Source organism: Oscillibacter sp. KLE 1745, assembly GCF_000469445.2.
In the GTDB taxonomy this organism is placed as follows: domain Bacteria; phylum Bacillota; class Clostridia; order Oscillospirales; family Oscillospiraceae; genus Oscillibacter; species Oscillibacter welbionis.
In genome coordinates this window covers 1728-20502 of the sequence record NZ_KI271693.1, presented here as the reverse complement: position 1 = coordinate 20502, position 18775 = coordinate 1728, and the positions used below count along the sequence as shown (strand labels likewise).

Sequence of the window (18775 nt, the reverse complement as noted above, 5' to 3'; positions counted from 1 at the left end):
GGTCCCACCGGGGTGTGGACCTCACCGGAAAGCTACGAGTTTAGGCTTGCGCCTGGTTTGATTATATCATGCTGGAATTTTTTGTCGGTCGAACCGTGTCGAATGGGAGAGGTTTTTGTGATCTTCAGAAAGAGAAAAGCCCGGAGCTGGTGATATGGGCCAGTTCCGGACTTCTGTACTGTTTACTGCGGCGCAAGCTTTGAAATGTCAAAGTACTTATTTCAGCCAAAACTAATTTCATCTTCCCACTTCAGCAAACGCACTACTATGTAATGCAAACTGTAAATGCTGAATCAGGTTCATTATATCCGTGGGGTCCAGGAAACAAACAGTGGCCTTTGAATGGTACGCCTCTCCGTGCCGCGTGGTGGAGGCAGCAGACAATCCTACTGCACCATAATTGCAACTTTCATTACATCCGTATTTGGTTCATGAAGATAGTCAAAAGCTTGCTGAAGGCCTGACAGAGGAAAGCGGGCCCCAATAAAGCCCTCCAGATGCAGCTTTCCCCGTTGCATGAGGTCAAATACTTGTAGGTAGTGCCGTCGGACATATTGCATGACGCTGATAATATCGATTTCTCCTCGTTGCAGGTGTGTCATATTCATCAGAATATCCCGCCCATATGTGCCTACCAAAACAATGCGAGAAGCATTTTGTGCGCAACACACCATGTTTTGCAGCATTTCTGGGATTCCGCAGCAGTCAATCAATACATCTGCTCCTGCAGAACCAAATGCCCCATCGATGGCTTGCGCAAGAGAAACCCGATTGGTGTTGCAGCAGTTTTTTATGCCGCAGTCCTGTGCGTATTGAAGCCGTCCGTCTTTAATGTCTGTAATTAAAACGTTAGCGCCTCTAGCCACAGCTATTTGTGCTGTGCAGTTGCCGATGGTACCTGCGCCCACGATTACAATATTTTTCCCCTGTTCAGCTCCGGCCCGTTCCGCTGCATTAGCTCCTACGGCAAAGGGTTCTACCAGCATACCCATGTCATGGGTTACTCCCTGCGGCAGCTTCACGATGTTAAATTGGTTACATTTATAATATTCCGTGAAAAAACCGTCTTCGTTAATACCCATAAATTTCTTGTGGGTGCAGACGTTGATTCTGCCGTGCCGGCACGGATAGCAGGTACCGCAGATCAACTGAGGCTGTACTGTAACGAGATCGCCGGGGAGAAATTTCTTTTCCGCCTCGTAGCCAACTGCGACAACTTCACCTACACACTCGTGCCCCAGGACTCGGGGATATTGCACGGTTTTATGCCCTCCACGGAATGCCAACATATCAGAGCCGCAGATACCAGTTTGCAAAATCTTAAATAAAACGTCCTGTGGCCCCTGAATTTGAGGCATTCCCCGCTTCTCAACGGTAATCTCATACGGTGCTGTTAGAACAGCTGCTTTCATGTCAAATATGCTCCTTTCAAATTGAATGTCAGATGAAAGGAAGGACCGGCCCGCCGGAAAGACGGGCCGGCCTGTTGCCTTATTCCTGCGCGGAGGTATTGCCTGCTAACGCAACAGCTTTTTTCTACGGGACTTTCGGAAGAAGGCCTGTCCCGCTAAGACAATAACAGCCGCAACAATGAGACCCAGCGCAATGGGGTGCTGTGTGAAAGCCAACAAGTTTCCCTGGTCGGCGATCATGGCTGTCCGCAAGTAGGTTTCCAGAAGTGGCCCCAACAGGTATCCCAGCAGAATTGCAATCAGATCCAGTTTGAAATAGTTCAACAGAAAATAGGCAACGATTCCAGAAACTACCATTACCAACACTTCAAAAATGCGGTTGTTGATGGCGTAGACGCCCAAAACACAGCAGACCAAAATAGCAGGAAAAAGAAGGGACTTGGGAATCCGGATCATTTGAACAAAAATGTTCATCAGGCCGGTTTCCATCAGATACATTACAATATTTGCCAGAAAATACACCAGCATAATGCATCCAATCACCTCCGGGGCGTCCACCGCCAGCATGGGTCCAGGCTGCAGACCGTGGATCATAAGACCGCCAATCAGAGCAGCTGTCACGTTGTCGCCTGGGATCCCCAGGCAGCACAAGGGGATCAGGGCTCCGCCGTTGACAGCGTTATTGGAGCTCTCAGATGCTGCGATACCGGCAGCATATCCGGTTCCGAATTTTTCCGGGTGCTTGGACATGGTTTTGGTTTGGTTATAGGCCAGCACTGTGGCAGTATCCTGACCCACGGCCGGTAAAATACCGGTGAAGGTACCTAACAGAGAGCCGATGGTGATGCCTTTCCACATTTCATCCCGCTCATCCTTTGGGGGGATAAAGGGGACACGCCGCACCCGGGTTGTTATCCGCAGTCCGGACAATTCACCGGATTGGCTGAGAACCTCACTGATGGCAAACAGCCCCATCAGAAAAGCGGTCAGGCCAATGCCGGAACTGAGCTGCCACTGGCCAAACATCAACCGGTTTACGCCGGTGACCTGGTCAATTCCCACAGAGCCGATAGCCATGCCGAAAAACAATCCGATTCCGCCTTTGGCTCCGCTAGAACTGACCATGGAGAGCACTACGCAGATACTGAAAAAAATCAGTGCAAAATACTCCCAATGCCCGAACTTTAATGTGACCTTGGATAGCTGCGGCGCTATGGTCGCCAGGACAATAGCAGAAAATGTGCCACCAATCAAGGAGGCAAACACACCAAGAGACAGTGCAGCCTCCGGCTTGCCACGCTTGACCATGGGATAGCCGTCCCAGGTGGTGACAAGAGATGCTGAGGTCCCGGGAATTTTCAGCAGGCACGCAGAGATTAGGCCGCCGCTGATGCCGCCAACATAAATGCCGATAAGAGTGGAAAGGCCTTCCGCAGCAGACATGGCGTAGGTAAAAGGAATCATCAACGTAACGCCTAAAACAGCCGTCAAGCCAGGGATGCATCCAAAGATGATACCCATCAGGATGCCTCCAGTCATATAGACAAACGACATTGGGTTCGCCATGAGGTAAGCCCAGCCCTCTGCAAATAGCTGCATTCACGACACCTCCTATATTTCAAGCAGCGAGAGCGATTTGACGTTGCTTTGCGCGGGTGAGAAGCGAGTCACTTGAGGTACTCCTCATAAATCGGAGCAAAGATGTTGTACCACTCTTCAATTTTCGCCCCCATCTCATCGGCCGGGATAAAGCCAGGCAGGAAGCCAAAGCCTTCCAGAGCCTCCAGATAATCGGGGTCATCTTGAAGGTCTGCCATCTTATCGTTCAGATACTGAATCTGCTCGGGAGTGGTGTCCTTGGTGGCGAAGAAGGCACGATACTGGGCGCCGGTGGCTTCAATTCCCAGTTCCTCTGTGCAGGGAATATCGGGATAAATTTCACAGCGCTTTTCGTCCACAATCAGCAGGGGTTTCACATTGCCGGATTCCACGGCGGAGCCCAGATCGCCCACCTGCATGAAACTGACATCAACATGGTTGCCCATGATGGCAGTAATGGCGTCAGCACCGCTGTCGTAGGGAACCTGGGTGGCACCTTCCAGGCCGAGCCCCTGGAGCAGTTGGATGGTGACCATCTGCTGACGGGCACCGATGAATCCCCAAGTCAGTTCAGCGGGATCCATTGCTTTTAGATCCTCCACACTGTTGATCCCGCTGTTGGGATTGGTAACCACGATGCCGGGATCGATTACCATGCAGGGAAGCGGCTCCATCTTCTCCCAGAGTTTTTCCTCACTGACACCGGTCAGATAGTAGCAAATCAGGTCCAGGGGACTCTGAGACATAATGTGATAGCCGTCGCCGGGCTGTGTGGAAAATTCTTGTGAACCGGTATAACCGCCGGCACCGGTCATAACGGAGCAGGCGATGGACACAGGTAGATCAATGTTGGCCGCCACAGCACGGGCGATGTTGTCGGTGCCGCCGCCAGCGGCGTAGGGGACCAGACACGAGATGTCTTCCGCCGGGTAAGCGGCTTCTTCACCGCCACCGCAGCCCGACAGAATGCCGATCATCATAAGAAATACGCAGGCCAGTGCCAAGATATTTTTCTTTTTCATATAATTTTCCTCCTAAGCAAAATAACGAAATGTAGGAAAGAACGGACTCAGAAGAACTTGACATGCAGGATCTGTGTAAATACGAGGACCAGAACGGTTACGACAACAAGAGAATAGACAAACCGGATAAGATAGAACTTTTTTTTGCTGGTACGTTCATGCTCCTCCCGCTGCGATTCTTCACAAAGACCATACACAACGCTCAGACAGAAAGTGAGCAGGAAAGAAGCAATGGGAAAACCGATTAGTTCATAGGCGGGAACGAAAAGGAGCAGCGCAATCAGAGTAATGATCGTTTCCTTTTTCAACCTGAATTTGCCAGAGTCCCGCTCACCCTTCAGACTGATTGATTTGAGAAACAGAGGGATGCTGAATACCATCAGCAGAATACCGATGCCTTGAATAAAGGTGCGGGGTTCCGCCAGAAAGGGAAGTCCGACAAACAGCATGACACCACTAACAGTTGATTCTGATGCGAACAGGAACAATCCAATTGCAAAAGAGAGAATGCTTAAAATGAAATCGTTGCGCTTACGAATGGCCATTTACCCACCTCCTTAACTTGCCAAATGACCTCCGTCCACCGGGAGCGTCACACCACTAATGTAGTCGGAAGCAGATGAGGCCAGAAATACGACAGTACCCATCAGATCCTCGGGATGCCCCCATCTTCCCATAGGGATCCGCTTAGTGAGCTGTTTGCCCTGTTCCATCTGCTGCAGATCCTTGCTCATTTCGGTGTCCATGTAGCCGGGAGCAATGGCGTTGACATTGATGCCGCGACCGCTCCACTCAGAGGAGAGCGCCATGGTCAATTGTTTGACGCCGCCCTTGCTGGAGACATACGCCGGCATGTTCCGCAGGCCGATGAAAGAATTGGTGGAGGCGATGTTGATAATTTTTCCCTTGCCCTGTTTCAGCATCACCTTGCCAGCCAGCTGGCTCATAAAGAAAACGCCCTTGATGTTGACCCCCATAATGCGATCCCAAGCGTCCTCGGGGAACTCCTCGGAGGGGCAGCGATACTGAAGTCCGGCACCGTTGACCAGAATATCCAGCCGTCCACCCAGAGCTGAAATCGCTTGCTGAAACCCGTTGCTGAGATCGTTGAGGTCCAATAGATTTGCTACCACGGCGTGGTATCCAGATTTGGCGCCACCCAATTCTGCCACCGTGTTTTCAACCTGTGAATTTGCGTCCAGAATGACAATCTCTGCACCGGCGTCATGAAGTGCGACAGCCATACCATAACACAGGCCGGTCTTTTTTGCGCCACCTGTAACAATGGCTTTTTTCCCTGCCAGGGAAAAAGCATTCATGTCAAAGCCCATATGCGCCCTCCTTTACATTTCAAATGTGATCGTATTTACAAGATCCTCTGCAGACAGGCCACAGAGTTTTGCCAGCTGTGTATAGGTTCCGGAGTGCAGATGCCGTGCTTTTCGCTCTCTGGTGCGGGTGCTGAGGGTGGTAATCTTTTCCGGCGACCAAGCGATTCCTCGCCGGTACATTTCGTCCAGATAAGAGGCAAACAGGAAACCGTTATTCTGTTCGGCAAATAGGATTCGTTTGCCTTGTTGGGTCAGCTGCGCAGCCAGATCTGCATCAAAGGAAGGCATGTCCACCACGGCGATCTCGCGTCCCTGTTCCCGTAACGCCTTCTGGGCGTTGAGTCCCTCATAAATGCCTCGGCCACTAGTGATGATGACGGTGTCCGCATGAGGATCTCCGTGGACATAGCCCTTTCCGTATTCAAATTGCAGGGATTCAGGGTAAATGGTTTCAGAAGCGGCTCGTGTGAGCCGAAGTAGCACCAGCCCCTTGCTACCCTTGGCAATCCATTTCATGACCGCCACCATCATTCGGGGACAGGCTACATCGATTACCCGCAAGTGAGGCAGCTGCATAAGCGCGGTAACATCGTCGATGCTCATATGGGTGGCGCCGTTAACACCGGTGTCAATGTTGCTAGCGGTAGAGAACAATGTAATATCCAGCTGATGGCCCTCGGACAGCCAGCCGTCACTTTTGGAAATTGATTCCATTCGCTCTTGCTGACTGACCGTAATCCGGCGCAAAACTCGCCAGTCAAAAAAGACGCCAAAAGTGGAGTGCCAGACGTTATAGCCTTTTGCGGCAAAGGCCTCGGCGATGCCACTCATGTTGGATTCAGCAATGCCTACATTGATGCCGCGGTTTCCAGCATGTTTCAGCATACCGGGCTGAAGACCAGAGATCAGGCCCATATCCGCGTCCAAAGTAATCATTTTCGGGTCTCTGGAAAAGGCTGCTACCATATCCGCGGCAATTTTGCTGCACTGCAGCTTATCTCCGATTTTGGGATCGGGTAGGTCGCGCTCCTGGTAATGCAGAGTCTTGTCTCGGGGAGCAGCCCGTTTGGTGCGGCGTTGAGAATAGCGGCGTATAACACCCACAGGGCCATTTTCATCCTGCTGTACATCAATCCCCATCTTGGAAGCCCAGTGCAGGAGTTGCTCATATTCCTCCGGCGCACGCACCTTTGCAGCCTGTAGAAAATGACACAAGTTTTTAATGCGGGTTTCCCTGCGGAGCGTCTGCTGATGGATTTCCCATTCCGCCAGATCCTGCCCCACGGTGGTCTTGTGACTCTCGGTGGCTTTGGAGAAACCACCTTCACCCTTGCGGCATTCAGAGATGATGGCCATGGGGCGGCTGTCGATCCGATGCTGGAAGTGCTCCAACGCATGGTAAATCGGCTCGTACTCCTGACCGTTGACATCCAAAACATCAAAACCAAAGCTCTCCAATTTTTCTCGCAAGCTACCCATGGAAAGCATGAGACGGTGAGAGTCATCGTTTTGTCCATAGTTGTGATCGATGAGAATGCACAGATTGTTCAGATTTTTGGCAGAGGCAAACATGAATGCCTCCCATGGAATGCCCTCCTGCAGTTCCCCGTCTCCCATCAGGCAGAATGTCCGCCCAACACCCTCTATTTTCTGCGCCATGGCAAAGCCGACAGCGGCACTGATGCCCTGCCCTAAAGGTCCCGTCGCGATATGTACTCCTGGCAGGATAGGGCCAGGATGTCCATTCAGATCGCTGTCACTTCCGCGGGAATTCTCCAAAAGCGCTCTGTCAAAGAAACCAAAATCCGAAAAGACCGATGCCATACCGGCTATACCGTGTCCCTTGCTCTGTACGTAGATGTCACTTTCACGAGCAGTGGGGTCTTCCACATTTACATGAATGAAACCTCCGTAAAAAAGCGCGATCAGTGGAATCAGTTCAGAGAAGGTGCCACCGATGTGGATTCCCTGGTCTACAGCGTGGTTTCCCTGATATACCGTATCCAAACGAAGGTCCGAATCCTTGACTTCCAGCAGCGCATATAGCGCCTTTTGGGCGATCGGGTGTTTCATTTTCAGATAATCACAGCTCAAGTCCATCTTGGCCCTCCTCCATTTTTTAAATGGCATTGTATTCGAGTGAGCAAAATGCACAAAAATGATGCTGCGCAGATTGCTTTATACCGTAATTTTACAGAGAGAAATAGCATTCATCAAGGTATGTGTTGCAAAATAATGCTATATTTTGTAGCAATATTAACTCAAATAAGATTTTACTTGCCACAAAACCTGCTATATGCTACAATTTGAATCGAATAAAAATGGAGGGAGGAGGCCCATGAAACGATTCCGTATATTAATCATTGCCCCATATTTGTCCTTCCAAGAGACTGCCGCGCCCGTCATCCAAGAGTTTCCTACGGTGGATTTTGAGATGCATACCGGAGATGAGTTTACGGCAATCTCTATTTTTAACTCCTATCCACCTAACGCCTTTGACGCAATCATTACTCGTGGTGCAATTGCGGCGATTCTTCGGCAGTTTACCTCTGTGCCGGTGGTGGAAGTAGATGTATCCTTATTGGATATCCTGCGGGCTATTAACCAACCGGGATTCAGCGATCAGCGTGTGGCGGTGGTCGGATATTCCAGCATTATTAATTCCGTCAAAAAAGTATTTGAAGTGCTTCAACTGAAAAACACGGAGATTTACGAGGTGCGCTACGCAGAAGTTAAGGAACGGGTGGCGGAACTGGCTGACCGGGGATTTTCTTTGATTATTGGGGATGTACCTTCCGTAAATGCTGCTATGGCAAACGGACTTCGGGGACTCCTAATTCTGTCATCAGAGGATTGTATCCGCCAGTCCGTTATTGCAGCCATCTATTATTCGGAGTTGATGGAAAAGGGGCAGGAGATCACTCAGATTTTTCAGACAGTTATTGATAATTTAAAATTCCGGATTATCCTGATGGACCAGATAGGCAACGTAATTGTTGACAATCGCGCGTTTGAGATTACCGATCATCAAACCTTTAAAAAAGAGTTGTTGCTATTTATTCCGGTGCTTTTGCAGCAGTCCACCGATAGGGGCTGTAAAAAAATCGGAACACAGGGAATCGAAATTATCGGCAAAAGGGTTTCTTATCGCAATCAGGACTGCTTCCTGTTCTTCATTTCACTGATTCATAAGGGATATGCCTCCCAGGCAGACATTACCATCGAAAAACCGCTTTCAGTGACACTGTCCCCGGAATTTATCAATACTCTTCAAAAGAATAACCCACGGGTACAAGCGGTGGCGGAGATTGTCACCGCATCCGTGTCTCCGCCGCCTGTGTTGATTTTAGGAGAATATGGTACCGGAAAAAGCAGTCTGGCCTATTATTTGCATGGCCTGCGCAAGGAGCCAATGGCTCCGTTCATCTTTGTGCGCTGCAACCTACTGACCAGGAAACGCTGGAATGCATTTTTGGATAAAACTGCATCACCTTTGAATGAAAACGGATGCACATTATATCTGGAGAACATTCACTTACTTCCAATAGAACTGCAGCAGGAGTTGAGCGCCTACATAGTTGATTCTGCTGCGGATCAGCGGCACTTTATTATCGCTTCGGCAACGAATAGGATCCACCATCTTCTGTCCAATGACCAGTTCTTGTATCCGTTGTACCAGAAGATTTCGTCTCTCCATGTAATCCTGGCACCTCTACGGGAATTTCCTGATTCCATTACGGACTTCTCACAGATTTTTTTAACTGCGGCAAATCAAGAATATCAAAAGAGTATCCGGGGATTTGAAGAAGGGGTCGTGGCTCTGCTGGAACAGCAGCATTGGAATACCAATTTATCCCAGTTAAAAACGTTTATTCAGCAATTAGTGTTGACCGCACAGGGAGCACAGATTACTCTGAAAGAGGCACAGACCCTGCTTTTAAATGACAATACTATTCCCCCGGAGGAGACGGAATACTTGAATTACAGTGGAATTGATATCACAAAACCGCTGGAGGAAATTGAGCGGGATATTATTCAGCATGTACTGATGGAGGAAAACATGAACCAGTCCGCTGCGGCAAGGCGGCTGGGAATTAGCAGAAATACGATTTGGCGTAAGCTCCATGCTTAAATACGGGCGTGCAGCTGCCGGCTTAAAGTCGCTGGCGACACCATTACTAAAGGAAAATTGCGGCTTGGAATGACAACCAGCTCTGGATAGGCTGCATTGCCAATAATTTTACCGGCAGTAAAGCCGCGTCATTTTTGCAAAGCCGGACTACAGGCTTTTTGTTGGATGGTACTGGAAACGGAAAAGTAGCGCTGGAACTGACCAGCAGCTGGTGTACGGTGTTGTATCCGTCATAGCTGGTCAATGGGCGCACTATGGAAACGGGGCACAGACTGTAGAAAATTTTGACATTTACCGCTGCTGACTGGTGGTTCCGGACTACTGGTATATCTTAGATGCCTCATCAGAAAAGGTGCGAAAAGCAAGCTGAATCTGAAAGAACTGGCGGCTAATGAGACTTTACCTCACCTAATTCTCTCTGGAAGCTATTCCGCCATGGTACAAAGGTAAGTGTAGGCTTACCTGGAAAGCAGAGTAAGTGCCGTTCGTATTGATCCCGAACAACTGCTGTCTGGTGAACAGACGGAAACCGTACTGCAAGAAGCTATAAAATCTGCAAACAGGAGGCATTCCGCTGTAAATCCTGTTGAATTAAGTGACTGCCAGCGATCTGGCGCGGAACGTATATCCAAGGGTTAATAAGCCGTATGGAAGTTTATGGTAGACATTGCAGTAGTTGGCGGCAAAAATCAGGCGTGGCAAGATATCGCTCCTGGCGTGCTGGAACTGTAGCCCATCGAACAGCTGGAACTAGGCCTTGTATTGAAATCTGGGAATTTCAGATATGAACAGCTTTTCCTGACAGTCTTGCGTACCGCGTGGGTTAGATATAGGCTTTATAACAATCCCGAGCAAAGATAAAAGCCCACTCCAGTTGGTTTACTCACCTCCTATACACTTTACTGCGGTACAAATTTTGAGTATTGGAGCCCAGGGAGATGCGAACAAGAAGTTGGACCTAAATGGGGAGTTTCAAGGTGCGCCTGTATGTGGCAGATCTCATCGCCCCCAAGGATAGCTTGATTCTGCCATCGTTATACCATATTCATGCAGGGATCTACACTGCTAATGAACTAGAAAACAGATGTGCTTTCCTAGAAACTCCCGTAAAACAGCTCGTTCTTCAACCGTCCTTCCTACGCAGACTGCATTGTCGGGGAAGTGACCTCCTTTGAGACATGGAGCAAGTGAGTTCAGCCTGCTCCAAGCTTTGAATTTAGCCCTACCAGCGGTAACGCCCTTCCCAGTCTAAACTGGCGATCGGATACTCGCCGCTTCTCAGCCAGCGGGGATAAGGAACTCCTAATGTCAATAACCCATTTGACGATGAGCAAGCCCGCATGAAAATCCCGCCAAAGGGTATTTTCCACGGCTGAGCAGATCTCACCCATATAGAAATGATACCTCCGCTTTTTCTTCCGGACTAAACTGTACCATTGCTTTTCCTTTCTTCGTAAGAATACATCTCTTCCGCCTTTTTCCAGTCCATCTTTTTGTCCGCTTGCCCCTGGGGATTGGGATGTTCTTTTTTCACTAATAAGTAATCGGAACTTTAGCCGACATAACAGAGTCAGACCACAGCTTGTACCACAGGAGTTTGTGGAACAAGCGGATTTTGCGCAGTAAATCACGCCCGGGAAACAATTGAAATGGAGCAGAAATGATTAAAAACCGCCGGAAACAATCAAAAAAAGTTTCATAGAGCTGTTTACACGCAGAAGGTCGCTGGTTCGATTCCTGCAGTCTCCACCAAAAAAGTTCCTGATTTCGCAAAAATCAGGAACTTTTTTAATGAGTGAGAAAAAGTGCGCTAAAATTTTCAACTTTTTCTCCGACCAATACACTGACCAATACGGCGATAACCTCAGATATTATTGGTAGCATACCAAATTATATCTCTTTACCTAATAGTTTTAATTCTGATTTACAAAAAGCCTCGTTTAGTATATAATTATAGCAAATTCTTACAATTATTGTTTAGATCAATTTACATTATTGGCGAATGGAGAGCTATTGTTTATGAGTACTACGCTATATTTTGCCAAATTAAATCTTGCATCTGAAGAAATTTATAAAATTTATAAAGATCCCCAAAAACGTATAGAATTAAAACTTGCTCTCTCAGAGAGTTTAAGGCAAGAATGCCATTGGGATAAAGAGAGCTTTTTTATAGGTGATGACGGTATTCACGTCTCTCAAAAAGTGGAATATCAGTTACGCACTCTTAGTATAGATGAAGATATGAGCTATGCCGAAGGCTGGCTGTATAAAAAAAAGTATTCTGCGCTATAATTCTTTACTAGAAGAAACAAAAGAACTTGTTCCTAAAGGCGTCGAAAACACAGAGGTCATTCGTTTTTATTTTGATTTGGATCATGAACTAATCGGATATAATACAACAAATCGTTTTGGTTATAAAGAATTCTTAGAAGCGTTTGTACATGTAATTAATCTTGGCTTAGACGACTTCGAACCAGAAATGTATTTCACAATTAGTTTGTGCTCGAAAGGAATTGGCCTAGACGATATAAAAGAGGCATTAGGCGAAATTGGCAAAATTAAGGAACTACAATTTAAAATTCAACCACCAAATCCCGCTCAAGAATTATTAAATCATTTGCAAGAATTAGGAGAAGGTCGATTAGAAAATATGGACCAGGCAAATGTAACCCGTATGGATGTTACATTTCAATCAACTGGGGAATCTGGTCTAAATTTGGATTCCACTTTGATTGATGAAGAGTTAAATAAATTGCAGGGGATTCATCAGGCACTTTCTCCAGAAGAAGCGAACAAAAATGGTTATATTAAAGTGACTGCAGTGTCCAAAACAGGTCGGAAATTTTCTTCAGAAGAAGCTAAGCCTTTCAAAAAAGTAATTAACGATCTCCTTGGCGATTTTAAAGATGCTTGTAAAGATGCGTTTACTGAACTATTATCCTGAAAATAGTTCGTATATACGGCTTTCGTTTCATAATACGGATTGTAGATTGGTGCTATATCATGAAAGATTTTTGGAAACGGAAAGTTAATCTTAAAGAACCAGAGGTAATAAAAACAGTATGGTGTTCAGTTTTATTTATTGTCTTCTTGCTGTTGATTGATTTTCACTCTGTATTACTATTAAACATCGAGTCTATCAAATCCTTGCTTCTTACTTTAATCGGCGGTCTAATTGGACTTCTAGGAGTCTCTATCGCTGGTATGGCTATAGCGCTTTCTATGTTTACCTCTAAAGAAATCCGAACAATTAACGATTTGCAGGATAATTCTTTTCCTGAAATTCTCAAAACGTTTTCTCACTTTGCCTATGACATTGTTTTGTGTATTATTATATTTGTAGGAATATTCCTACTTTTGTTAACTAATTTCCCATCTCCACCAGTGCCCATATTTTATGTTGTAACATTCATAATCAGTTATTATTTATTGTATATCCTCTTCTATGGATGGGCTTTATTAGGAAACTATGTGTCGCTATCATGCCTTAGAGATACCATAGGTAAAATAGAAGCTACAGAAAAATCAAAATTTGATTCTTTCAATGAATTAGGTCTTGACCAGCTCGTCGAAATTATTTATCGAAGTTCCGGGCAAGAGTCTAAGAGTTTCTATCGGGCCCTTTTACAAACCGTAAAAAATAGCTCCATCTCCCAGAAAGAAGAGTTGATTGAATATATTGAGAAGAGATATTTATAGATAGCCAATATGTACTTTTTGAAAAAGATGCAGGTGCACTATAGCACCTGCATCTTTTTCATCGCTTTTCCTATCACATCTCCCATGGTATCCGCTGCTTCTCGCATCATGTCCAGCGTGCTGAGGGTGAAGCTCGCGCTGTAATGCCCCAGGGTGCTGGACAGGGTCTTCACATCCACTCCGTTCTTGAGAGACAGCGTTGCGAAGGTATGCCGGAGATCGTGGAACCGAATATGTTCCGCACCAATGGTTTTCAGGATCTTCTTATGGGTGTGCCGGAAGGAATCCGGATCGAACATTCCTCCCGTCTTGGGCGACGGGAACATGTGGGGATTTCCCAGGTGCTTCTTGTGCTCCTCCACCAGCAGCTCCACCGCCTGCTGCGAGACTGGCAGGATGCGGATGGAATTATGGGTCTTGGGCTGGCTCACCACCAGTTCTCCTTTGGTGCGGGTCACCTGCTTCGTGATGGAGATGGTTCGGTTCTCCACGTCCAGATCCGTCCAAAGAAGGACCAGCAGTTCTCCCCGCCGCACTCCCGTGGTCAGCTCCAGACAGAACGGAGCCAGTAATCCCCGCTTGTCCGCCTCCATCAGATAGGGTCGGATCTTCTCTTCCGGCAGGATCTTCATCTCCCGCTTTTCCATCTTCGGCAGTTTACAGCCCCTGGCGGGGTTCCCCAGGATCAGCCGCTCCGTCACCACCTGCTCTAGGCAGTTGTTCAGCTGGATATGCTGGTATCGCTGTACCCGCCCGTTCTTCCGGAGACCGTTGTAGAACTTTTGAATTCGGACCGTGGTGAGCTTGTCCAGCTTGATGTCTCCCAATTCATGGACAAAGTTTGTTGATGTAGATCAGATAATAGCCCTTTGTCTTTTTCCGCAGTCTCGGCTCGGCGTAGACTTCATACTATAGCTTGATCCAGCTCTTGACCGTGTAGGTAGGTACCCTGGTGACATCCAACTGCTGTCTGTCTGCGATTGCCTTCTTCTACTTTTCTTTGACCTCACCCTAGGTCGTGCCTAAGACGTTCTTGTAGATGGTTTTCCTGTCGTCGGTCGTGTCCTGACGTGTACCCGCCCTCCCAGCGGTCATCCTTCCGCTCGCGGATGCTACCTCGCCATTGGCTCGTTTCTTTGCCATCAGTCATCCCTCCTCTGTTCTGCGAACTGCCCCTTCCGGCATTCTTCCTCTGCGAAGGAGTAGGCGTCTCTATACTTAGTTCGCTGATAATGCCTTGCGCCAGGCGGAAATCCGCGGCGAAGCTGGCGAGGGGGACTTCATCCCGCAACTCATCTTCCAGAGCCGCCAACTTCAGAAGACTGCAGCATTCCGGCCTGGCCTTGCCCTCAGTCAATGCCTGATGGATTTCGTTGATTTCCTGCCGCAACTCTGGAAAGTCTGGCTCCTTGAAGAATTGCTGGTACAGTCCTCTCATGTATTCGTACATCGTATCACCTCCTTGTCAATGACACACAATACCATCCCTGACCTTAACAGCCATCCCAACCGGGCAGAGTTTTCAGATTGTTATCCATTGCGTTTTGAACTGAGCCCAGGCTTATTCTTTATTTTGCGGCGCAATTCTTGAGGGTATTCGTCTGCAAAAAAGCCTCTCCCGCTCTGACATTCGGAAGAAAGGAGAGGCACTTTTGTCCACGATAGTATTTTTTCTGTGGCATGACCCTTGCTTTTTTCTTGTGGGAGTAGGCCTTCAGGGAAGACGACTTCTTTATCCTGCTTTTCTTTTCGTCTCTCGTAAGCCTTCGGAAAGTAGCCCTAATCTGTCCCACAGCACTGGCTGGTGCCTCTTCCGCTGCTCCCGGTAATCCACGCTTTTCCTTGTTATCTTTCGTCTTGTTGATGTACTCCCCACGATTTGGTGAAGAGCGAACACCTCATCCATTGTGGGCAAGGTCGTAGTCCTGACGTGTTTTCAGCGGCAGCAGGACTTCTCTCGCAAACCGCCCATGCCGCTTTATAAATGGCTTAAGGGGCACAGGTGCCACCATCTATCAAGAGCACACAATGGCTCATGGGGCCAAATATGGTGAGAATTGCCGCTTGCCGCGTTTCTCTGTATCTGTGGCTCTCTTCTTTGTCTGTGTCAGCACAGGTTAGGCACACTCAATTATTCTTCTCCAAGATGGCCCATTATCGCTCAAACAGTCCCATTCCCGGCACAAATTCTGGTACCTTTATCCGGTCAAGTACCTCTTGACCACATGTTTGTCCGCAGACAGCGAAAACCGGCCCACCGGGGATTTCTCTCTCCCGGTGGGCCGGTTCTCTGTCATTCAGCTTGCCTTTCGGCTCCATCGTTTCCTCGCCTGGAAGGTGGTCATGGTGCATTCCTTGGGCTTCTCCTCGTGTGGTTTGCTTTCCGCCTTGGCGCGATGCCCTGGTCGACTTTCACCGCCGCCTGCTGCCTCATCTCATCGGTGATATGGGGGTAGGTGTTCAGCGTGGTGGCGCAGGACACATGGCCCAGGATGGTGGACAGCATCTTGATGTCCATCCCGTAGGCCAGGGCGTTGGTGGCGAAGGTATGCCGCAAATCATGGAAACGAAGGTCAGGGAGTCCTGCTGCCTTCAGCAGAGATTTCATCCGGTTATAGGCAGTGCCGGGGCGGGTGGGCTGTTCCGGCCTCAGCGGGTCAGGGAATATCCACTCAGTTACGGCAGACTTCTGCCGCTCCCTGAGAAGTTCCGCTGTGCTGGGCGACAGGATGATGGTGTGCGGGTGCCGGCAGCAGTCTTGGTATCCCATGTGGTCAGTTCGCTGCCTCTCTCCTGATGGACAACAGCGCGGCGTACCTTGAGGGTGCCATCCGCCTCATCGAAGTCCTCCCACTTGAGGCCGCAGAGCCCGCCCCGGCGCAGGCCGGTGGTGAGTTCCGTGTAGAAGAAGTCATGCCAGACGTCGCCCTTTTGGATGGCCTCCACAAAGGTATCCAGCTGTTCATCTGTTAGAATTTGTTTTGACTTACAGGTGAATTTTGGCGCTGGAATTTCTTCTGTTGGGTTCCACGGAATCAGTCCAGCCTGTTTCGCCGCATCCAATGCCTCGTGGAGCATGGAGTGGATTCCGCGGATGGTGCTGCTGGCCAACGCCTTCCCCGTGATTTGATTTTCATGACTGGCCAGGGCATCATACAACTTTTGAACATTCTTCCCTGTGACTTGGGTAATGGGTTTGCTGCCGCCTAAGTGGGGATCAATGTGAATGCGTACTGCCCCCTGATATCGGGCCAGCGTAGTGGGCCGAATGGTGCCAGCGATATTTTCCAGCCATTGATCCAGCCACTCCGCCAAGGTCATCCTGCTCTGATTGGTCAGGTCGACACCCTGATAGATGTCGATGTGCTGCCGCAGTTTGACGGTCAATTCCTTTTGCGTGTCGGCGTAGACATACCGGAAGATGGAGTCGCCGTTTTCCTTGTGGCCCACCACGATGCGCCCCTCCCCGCGCCCGCCCTCTCTTTTCCGGACCATACCGTCTCCGGATAGTCTGCGTTTTGCCATGGCCTTTCGCCTCCTTTTAGCTACACACAATATCCCGCCCTCTGGCGAAAAGCTACCCGGCTTGACCACAGTTATCAGATTGTTATCAATTTGCCCTGGCTGTTTCTGTGAACTGCACCCAAAATATTGGACAACTACGACTGGCTCAAGCAGCGCCAAGGGCTTTGTATCTATGAACGGCTGGAGGCAGACCACCCAGGCTCAATTTGATTCTTCGGTTGTTATAGTATTCAAGATAGGAGACCAGTTCTGTTTTAAACTGCTCTATGGACGCAAACTTTTGCAGATATAGCAGCTCCGATTTGAGGAGCCCAAAGAAATTTTCCACGACAGCATTATCCAGGCAATTCCCCTTTCGGCTCATGCTTTGCCGAATGCCCTTGCCTTTCAACATGTCCCGATACTTTCTATGCTGGTAATGCCAGCCTTGGTCCGAGTGAAGAATCAGATTTGTCCCATCCGGAATTTTATGAAACGCTTTCTCCAGCATGGAGGTCACCATCTTTAGGTCCGGACGATCTGAAATCGTGTAGCTTACAATGTCCCGGCTTACAGATCAAGCAGGATAGATAAGTAGAGTTTTTGCCCGAAAAGATGAAATTCTGTGACGTCTGTTACCATTTTTTCGTTTGGCTGTTCTGCCTCAAAGTTTCTCTCCAGCAGATTTGGCGCAATTTGTCCCATCTCGCCCTTGTAAGAACGATATTTCTTCATCCGAACTCGGCACACCAACCCAAGCTCCTTCATCAGTCTGGAGACTACCTTGTGATTACAATGAATCTTCCTGTTTTCCAGCTCCGCTGTGATTCGCCTGTAACCGTATCTGCCCCGGTGTTCTTTAAAAATTGCTTGGATTTCTCTTTTTACGGATGCGCACTTGTCCCCCTTCTTCATCCGCTTTATCTCATCATAAAATGTGGGCCTTGACAGGTGAGCAACGGACAGCAGCATCTTCAAAGGGATTTCTGGCCTCAGTTCTTGAATCACCCGCGCTTTTTGCGCTGGCGCTGCTCGTCTTCCAAAACCAAGGCCCGCAATTTTTTTAGGTATCGATTTTCTGCCTCTAATCGCTGTACTTGAGCCAGCAGCTTTTTCTCACGGTCCTGGCTTACCCGTTTCAGAGGACGGCCGATCCGCTGTGCCCTCGTCGTTCAACAGAGAAACCTTCCGGCCCTTCCGCCCGCATTGTTTCGATTACCTTTACTTTGAATTCCGCACTGTATCTTCGATTTGGCACTCCTTTTGGCATGTTTACTCCCCCTTTTTTTATTTTATCACCTTTGTCTATCTCTGGGGGTGCAGTTCACTGGCGGAGCCTTTTTATTGTTTAAGCGGCGCAGCTTTTGAGGTGAGGAGTGGAGAAAAACTTGTACCCCTCCACAAGCTATGGTAAGATTCAGTCAGTTCATTCAGAGAGGAGGGGGGAGGTCCATGATCTATTGTGTATCGGACATTCATGGAGAGCTTGATAAATTTGAGCGGCTGCTGGATCTGATCCAACTTTCTGACAGCGACCACCTGTACATCCTCGGGGATGTGATCGACCGGGGCGCTATGGGCGTGGATATTCTTCAGAAGATCATGGCAGCGCCCAACATGACCATGCTCCTGGGCAACCACGAGCAGATGTGTCTGGATACCCTTGGTCCTCATAATGAGTACGGCGTGCGGGACCTGTGGCGGCAGAACGGCGGAGCGTCCACCTACCGGGAACTGCTCTACCACAGGACTCCCCATGAGCGGAATATGATCCTGCGGTTTCTCGCCGGTCTGCCGGACCATCTGGACATTGTAGCCGGTACTCAAAAGGCCCACCTTGTCCACGGCTGTCCCGGTGCTGACCGCGAGACCCGTATCTGGGGCCGTGTGTCCGCAAAGAACGGGAGCCCTTACCCGGACACCGTTTACGTTGTCGGCCACACGCCCACGAACTTTCTGACCGGGAGGGACGATGAGGACTTCCGCATCTGGTACGGGGATGGGATCATCAACATTGACTGCGGCTGCGGACATCTCCACATAGAGCACCGCCGTCTGGCCTGCCTGCGGCTGGAC

Annotated in this window: 17 protein-coding genes; 5 read left to right on the top strand and 12 right to left on the bottom strand. The window is 48.8% G+C overall.

The annotated features are described in order from the left end of the window. Positions 1–386: 386 nt before the first annotated feature. From HMPREF1546_RS03600 to HMPREF1546_RS03575, 6 genes are all read right to left on the bottom strand, one after another. A complete protein-coding gene (locus HMPREF1546_RS03600; RefSeq protein WP_021750606.1) occupies positions 387–1412 on the bottom strand; it encodes a zinc-binding dehydrogenase in 1026 nt (341 codons plus the stop codon). Between the two features lie 105 nt (positions 1413–1517). Next, entirely contained in the window at positions 1518–3011 is a 1494-nt protein-coding gene (locus HMPREF1546_RS03595) for a tripartite tricarboxylate transporter permease (RefSeq protein ID WP_021750607.1), read from the bottom strand. Positions 3012–3079: 68 nt separating this feature from the next. After that, positions 3080–4033, bottom strand: coding sequence for a tripartite tricarboxylate transporter substrate binding protein (locus tag HMPREF1546_RS03590; protein WP_021750608.1), 954 nt, complete (start codon positions 4031–4033; stop codon positions 3080–3082). Positions 4034–4080: 47 nt separating this feature from the next. After that, positions 4081–4578: a tripartite tricarboxylate transporter TctB family protein gene (locus tag HMPREF1546_RS03585; protein WP_021750609.1), complete on the bottom strand. Its 498-nt coding sequence runs from the start codon at positions 4576–4578 to the stop codon at positions 4081–4083. A gap of 12 nt (positions 4579–4590) precedes the next feature. After that, positions 4591–5364, bottom strand: a complete 774-nt coding sequence (locus tag HMPREF1546_RS03580; RefSeq protein WP_021750610.1) for an SDR family oxidoreductase — start codon at positions 5362–5364, stop codon at positions 4591–4593. A gap of 12 nt (positions 5365–5376) precedes the next feature. After that, positions 5377–7464, bottom strand: a complete 2088-nt coding sequence (locus HMPREF1546_RS03575; protein WP_051319940.1) for a transketolase C-terminal domain-containing protein — start codon at positions 7462–7464, stop codon at positions 5377–5379. A gap of 238 nt (positions 7465–7702) precedes the next feature. On the opposite strand from HMPREF1546_RS03575, the gene HMPREF1546_RS03570 reads away from it, so the two are divergent. The 4 genes from HMPREF1546_RS03570 (at position 7703) to HMPREF1546_RS03560 (ending at position 13195) form a co-directional block, all read left to right on the top strand. Beyond that, positions 7703–9496, top strand: coding sequence for a PrpR N-terminal domain-containing protein (locus HMPREF1546_RS03570; RefSeq protein ID WP_021750612.1), 1794 nt, complete (start codon positions 7703–7705; stop codon positions 9494–9496). A 2019-nt stretch (positions 9497–11515) separates the two neighbouring features. Beyond that, on the top strand, positions 11516–11788 hold the full coding sequence (locus tag HMPREF1546_RS03565) for a hypothetical protein (protein WP_036631015.1): 273 nt from the start codon (positions 11516–11518) through the stop codon (positions 11786–11788). Next, positions 11745–12440: a hypothetical protein gene (locus HMPREF1546_RS18645; RefSeq protein WP_021750614.1), complete on the top strand. Its 696-nt coding sequence runs from the start codon at positions 11745–11747 to the stop codon at positions 12438–12440. Before HMPREF1546_RS03565 ends, HMPREF1546_RS18645 begins: the two co-directional genes overlap by 44 nt. Positions 12441–12499: 59 nt before the next feature. Beyond that, positions 12500–13195, top strand: a complete 696-nt coding sequence (locus HMPREF1546_RS03560; RefSeq protein ID WP_021750615.1) for a hypothetical protein — start codon at positions 12500–12502, stop codon at positions 13193–13195. Between the two features lie 38 nt (positions 13196–13233). Here HMPREF1546_RS03560 and HMPREF1546_RS03555 read toward each other — a convergent pair whose 3' ends face one another. The 6 genes from HMPREF1546_RS03555 to HMPREF1546_RS18090 form a co-directional block, all read right to left on the bottom strand. After that, positions 13234–14022: a site-specific integrase gene (locus HMPREF1546_RS03555; RefSeq protein ID WP_021750616.1), complete on the bottom strand. Its 789-nt coding sequence runs from the start codon at positions 14020–14022 to the stop codon at positions 13234–13236. Positions 14023–14201: 179 nt separating this feature from the next. Continuing rightward, positions 14202–14645, bottom strand: a complete 444-nt coding sequence (locus HMPREF1546_RS19510; protein ID WP_021750617.1) for a hypothetical protein — start codon at positions 14643–14645, stop codon at positions 14202–14204. A gap of 891 nt (positions 14646–15536) precedes the next feature. Further along, positions 15537–15965: a tyrosine-type recombinase/integrase gene (locus HMPREF1546_RS19505; RefSeq protein WP_301546167.1), complete on the bottom strand. Its 429-nt coding sequence runs from the start codon at positions 15963–15965 to the stop codon at positions 15537–15539. Continuing rightward, positions 15872–16720 carry a site-specific integrase gene (locus HMPREF1546_RS03540; RefSeq protein WP_083490949.1) on the bottom strand — a complete coding sequence of 283 codons (849 nt, stop codon included), beginning with the start codon at positions 16718–16720 and terminating at the stop codon, positions 15872–15874. Before HMPREF1546_RS03540 ends, HMPREF1546_RS19505 begins: the two co-directional genes overlap by 94 nt. Before the next feature lie 145 nt (positions 16721–16865). Further along, the gene (locus tag HMPREF1546_RS18095; RefSeq protein ID WP_021750621.1) at positions 16866–17222 is read right to left on the bottom strand and encodes an IS3 family transposase; all 357 of its coding nucleotides are present in this window, start codon (positions 17220–17222) and stop codon (positions 16866–16868) included. Positions 17223–17269: 47 nt separating this feature from the next. After that, positions 17270–17614, bottom strand: a complete 345-nt coding sequence (locus HMPREF1546_RS18090) for an IS3 family transposase (protein WP_198016085.1) — start codon at positions 17612–17614, stop codon at positions 17270–17272. 537 nt (positions 17615–18151) lie between these two features. Between HMPREF1546_RS18090 and HMPREF1546_RS19120 the strand changes: the two genes are divergently transcribed. Continuing rightward, on the top strand, positions 18152–18775 hold a 624-nt coding region (locus HMPREF1546_RS19120), incomplete at its 3' end, for a metallophosphoesterase (protein ID WP_051319939.1).

Bases quoted from the DNA above. Each gene is read 5' to 3' on its own strand.
- HMPREF1546_RS03600 (WP_021750606.1), bottom strand. From the start codon at position 1,412: ATGAAAGCAGCTGTTCTAACAGCACCGTATGAGATTACCGTTGAGAAG.
- HMPREF1546_RS03595 (WP_021750607.1), bottom strand. From the start codon at position 3,011: ATGCAGCTATTTGCAGAGGGCTGGGCTTACCTCATGGCGAACCCAATG.
- HMPREF1546_RS03590 (WP_021750608.1), bottom strand. From the start codon at position 4,033: ATGAAAAAGAAAAATATCTTGGCACTGGCCTGCGTATTTCTTATGATG.
- HMPREF1546_RS03585 (WP_021750609.1), bottom strand. From the start codon at position 4,578: ATGGCCATTCGTAAGCGCAACGATTTCATTTTAAGCATTCTCTCTTTT.
- HMPREF1546_RS03580 (WP_021750610.1), bottom strand. From the start codon at position 5,364: ATGGGCTTTGACATGAATGCTTTTTCCCTGGCAGGGAAAAAAGCCATT.
- HMPREF1546_RS03575 (WP_051319940.1), bottom strand. From the start codon at position 7,464: ATGGACTTGAGCTGTGATTATCTGAAAATGAAACACCCGATCGCCCAA.
- HMPREF1546_RS03570 (WP_021750612.1), top strand. From the start codon at position 7,703: ATGAAACGATTCCGTATATTAATCATTGCCCCATATTTGTCCTTCCAA.
- HMPREF1546_RS03565 (WP_036631015.1), top strand. From the start codon at position 11,516: ATGAGTACTACGCTATATTTTGCCAAATTAAATCTTGCATCTGAAGAA.
- HMPREF1546_RS18645 (WP_021750614.1), top strand. From the start codon at position 11,745: ATGCCGAAGGCTGGCTGTATAAAAAAAAGTATTCTGCGCTATAATTCT.
- HMPREF1546_RS03560 (WP_021750615.1), top strand. From the start codon at position 12,500: ATGAAAGATTTTTGGAAACGGAAAGTTAATCTTAAAGAACCAGAGGTA.
- HMPREF1546_RS19510 (WP_021750617.1), bottom strand. From the start codon at position 14,645: ATGTACGAATACATGAGAGGACTGTACCAGCAATTCTTCAAGGAGCCA.
- HMPREF1546_RS19505 (WP_301546167.1), bottom strand. From the start codon at position 15,965: ATGGGATACCAAGACTGCTGCCGGCACCCGCACACCATCATCCTGTCG.
- HMPREF1546_RS03540 (WP_083490949.1), bottom strand. From the start codon at position 16,720: ATGGCAAAACGCAGACTATCCGGAGACGGTATGGTCCGGAAAAGAGAG.
- HMPREF1546_RS18095 (WP_021750621.1), bottom strand. From the start codon at position 17,222: ATGGTGACCTCCATGCTGGAGAAAGCGTTTCATAAAATTCCGGATGGG.
- HMPREF1546_RS18090 (WP_198016085.1), bottom strand. From the start codon at position 17,614: ATGAAGAAGGGGGACAAGTGCGCATCCGTAAAAAGAGAAATCCAAGCA.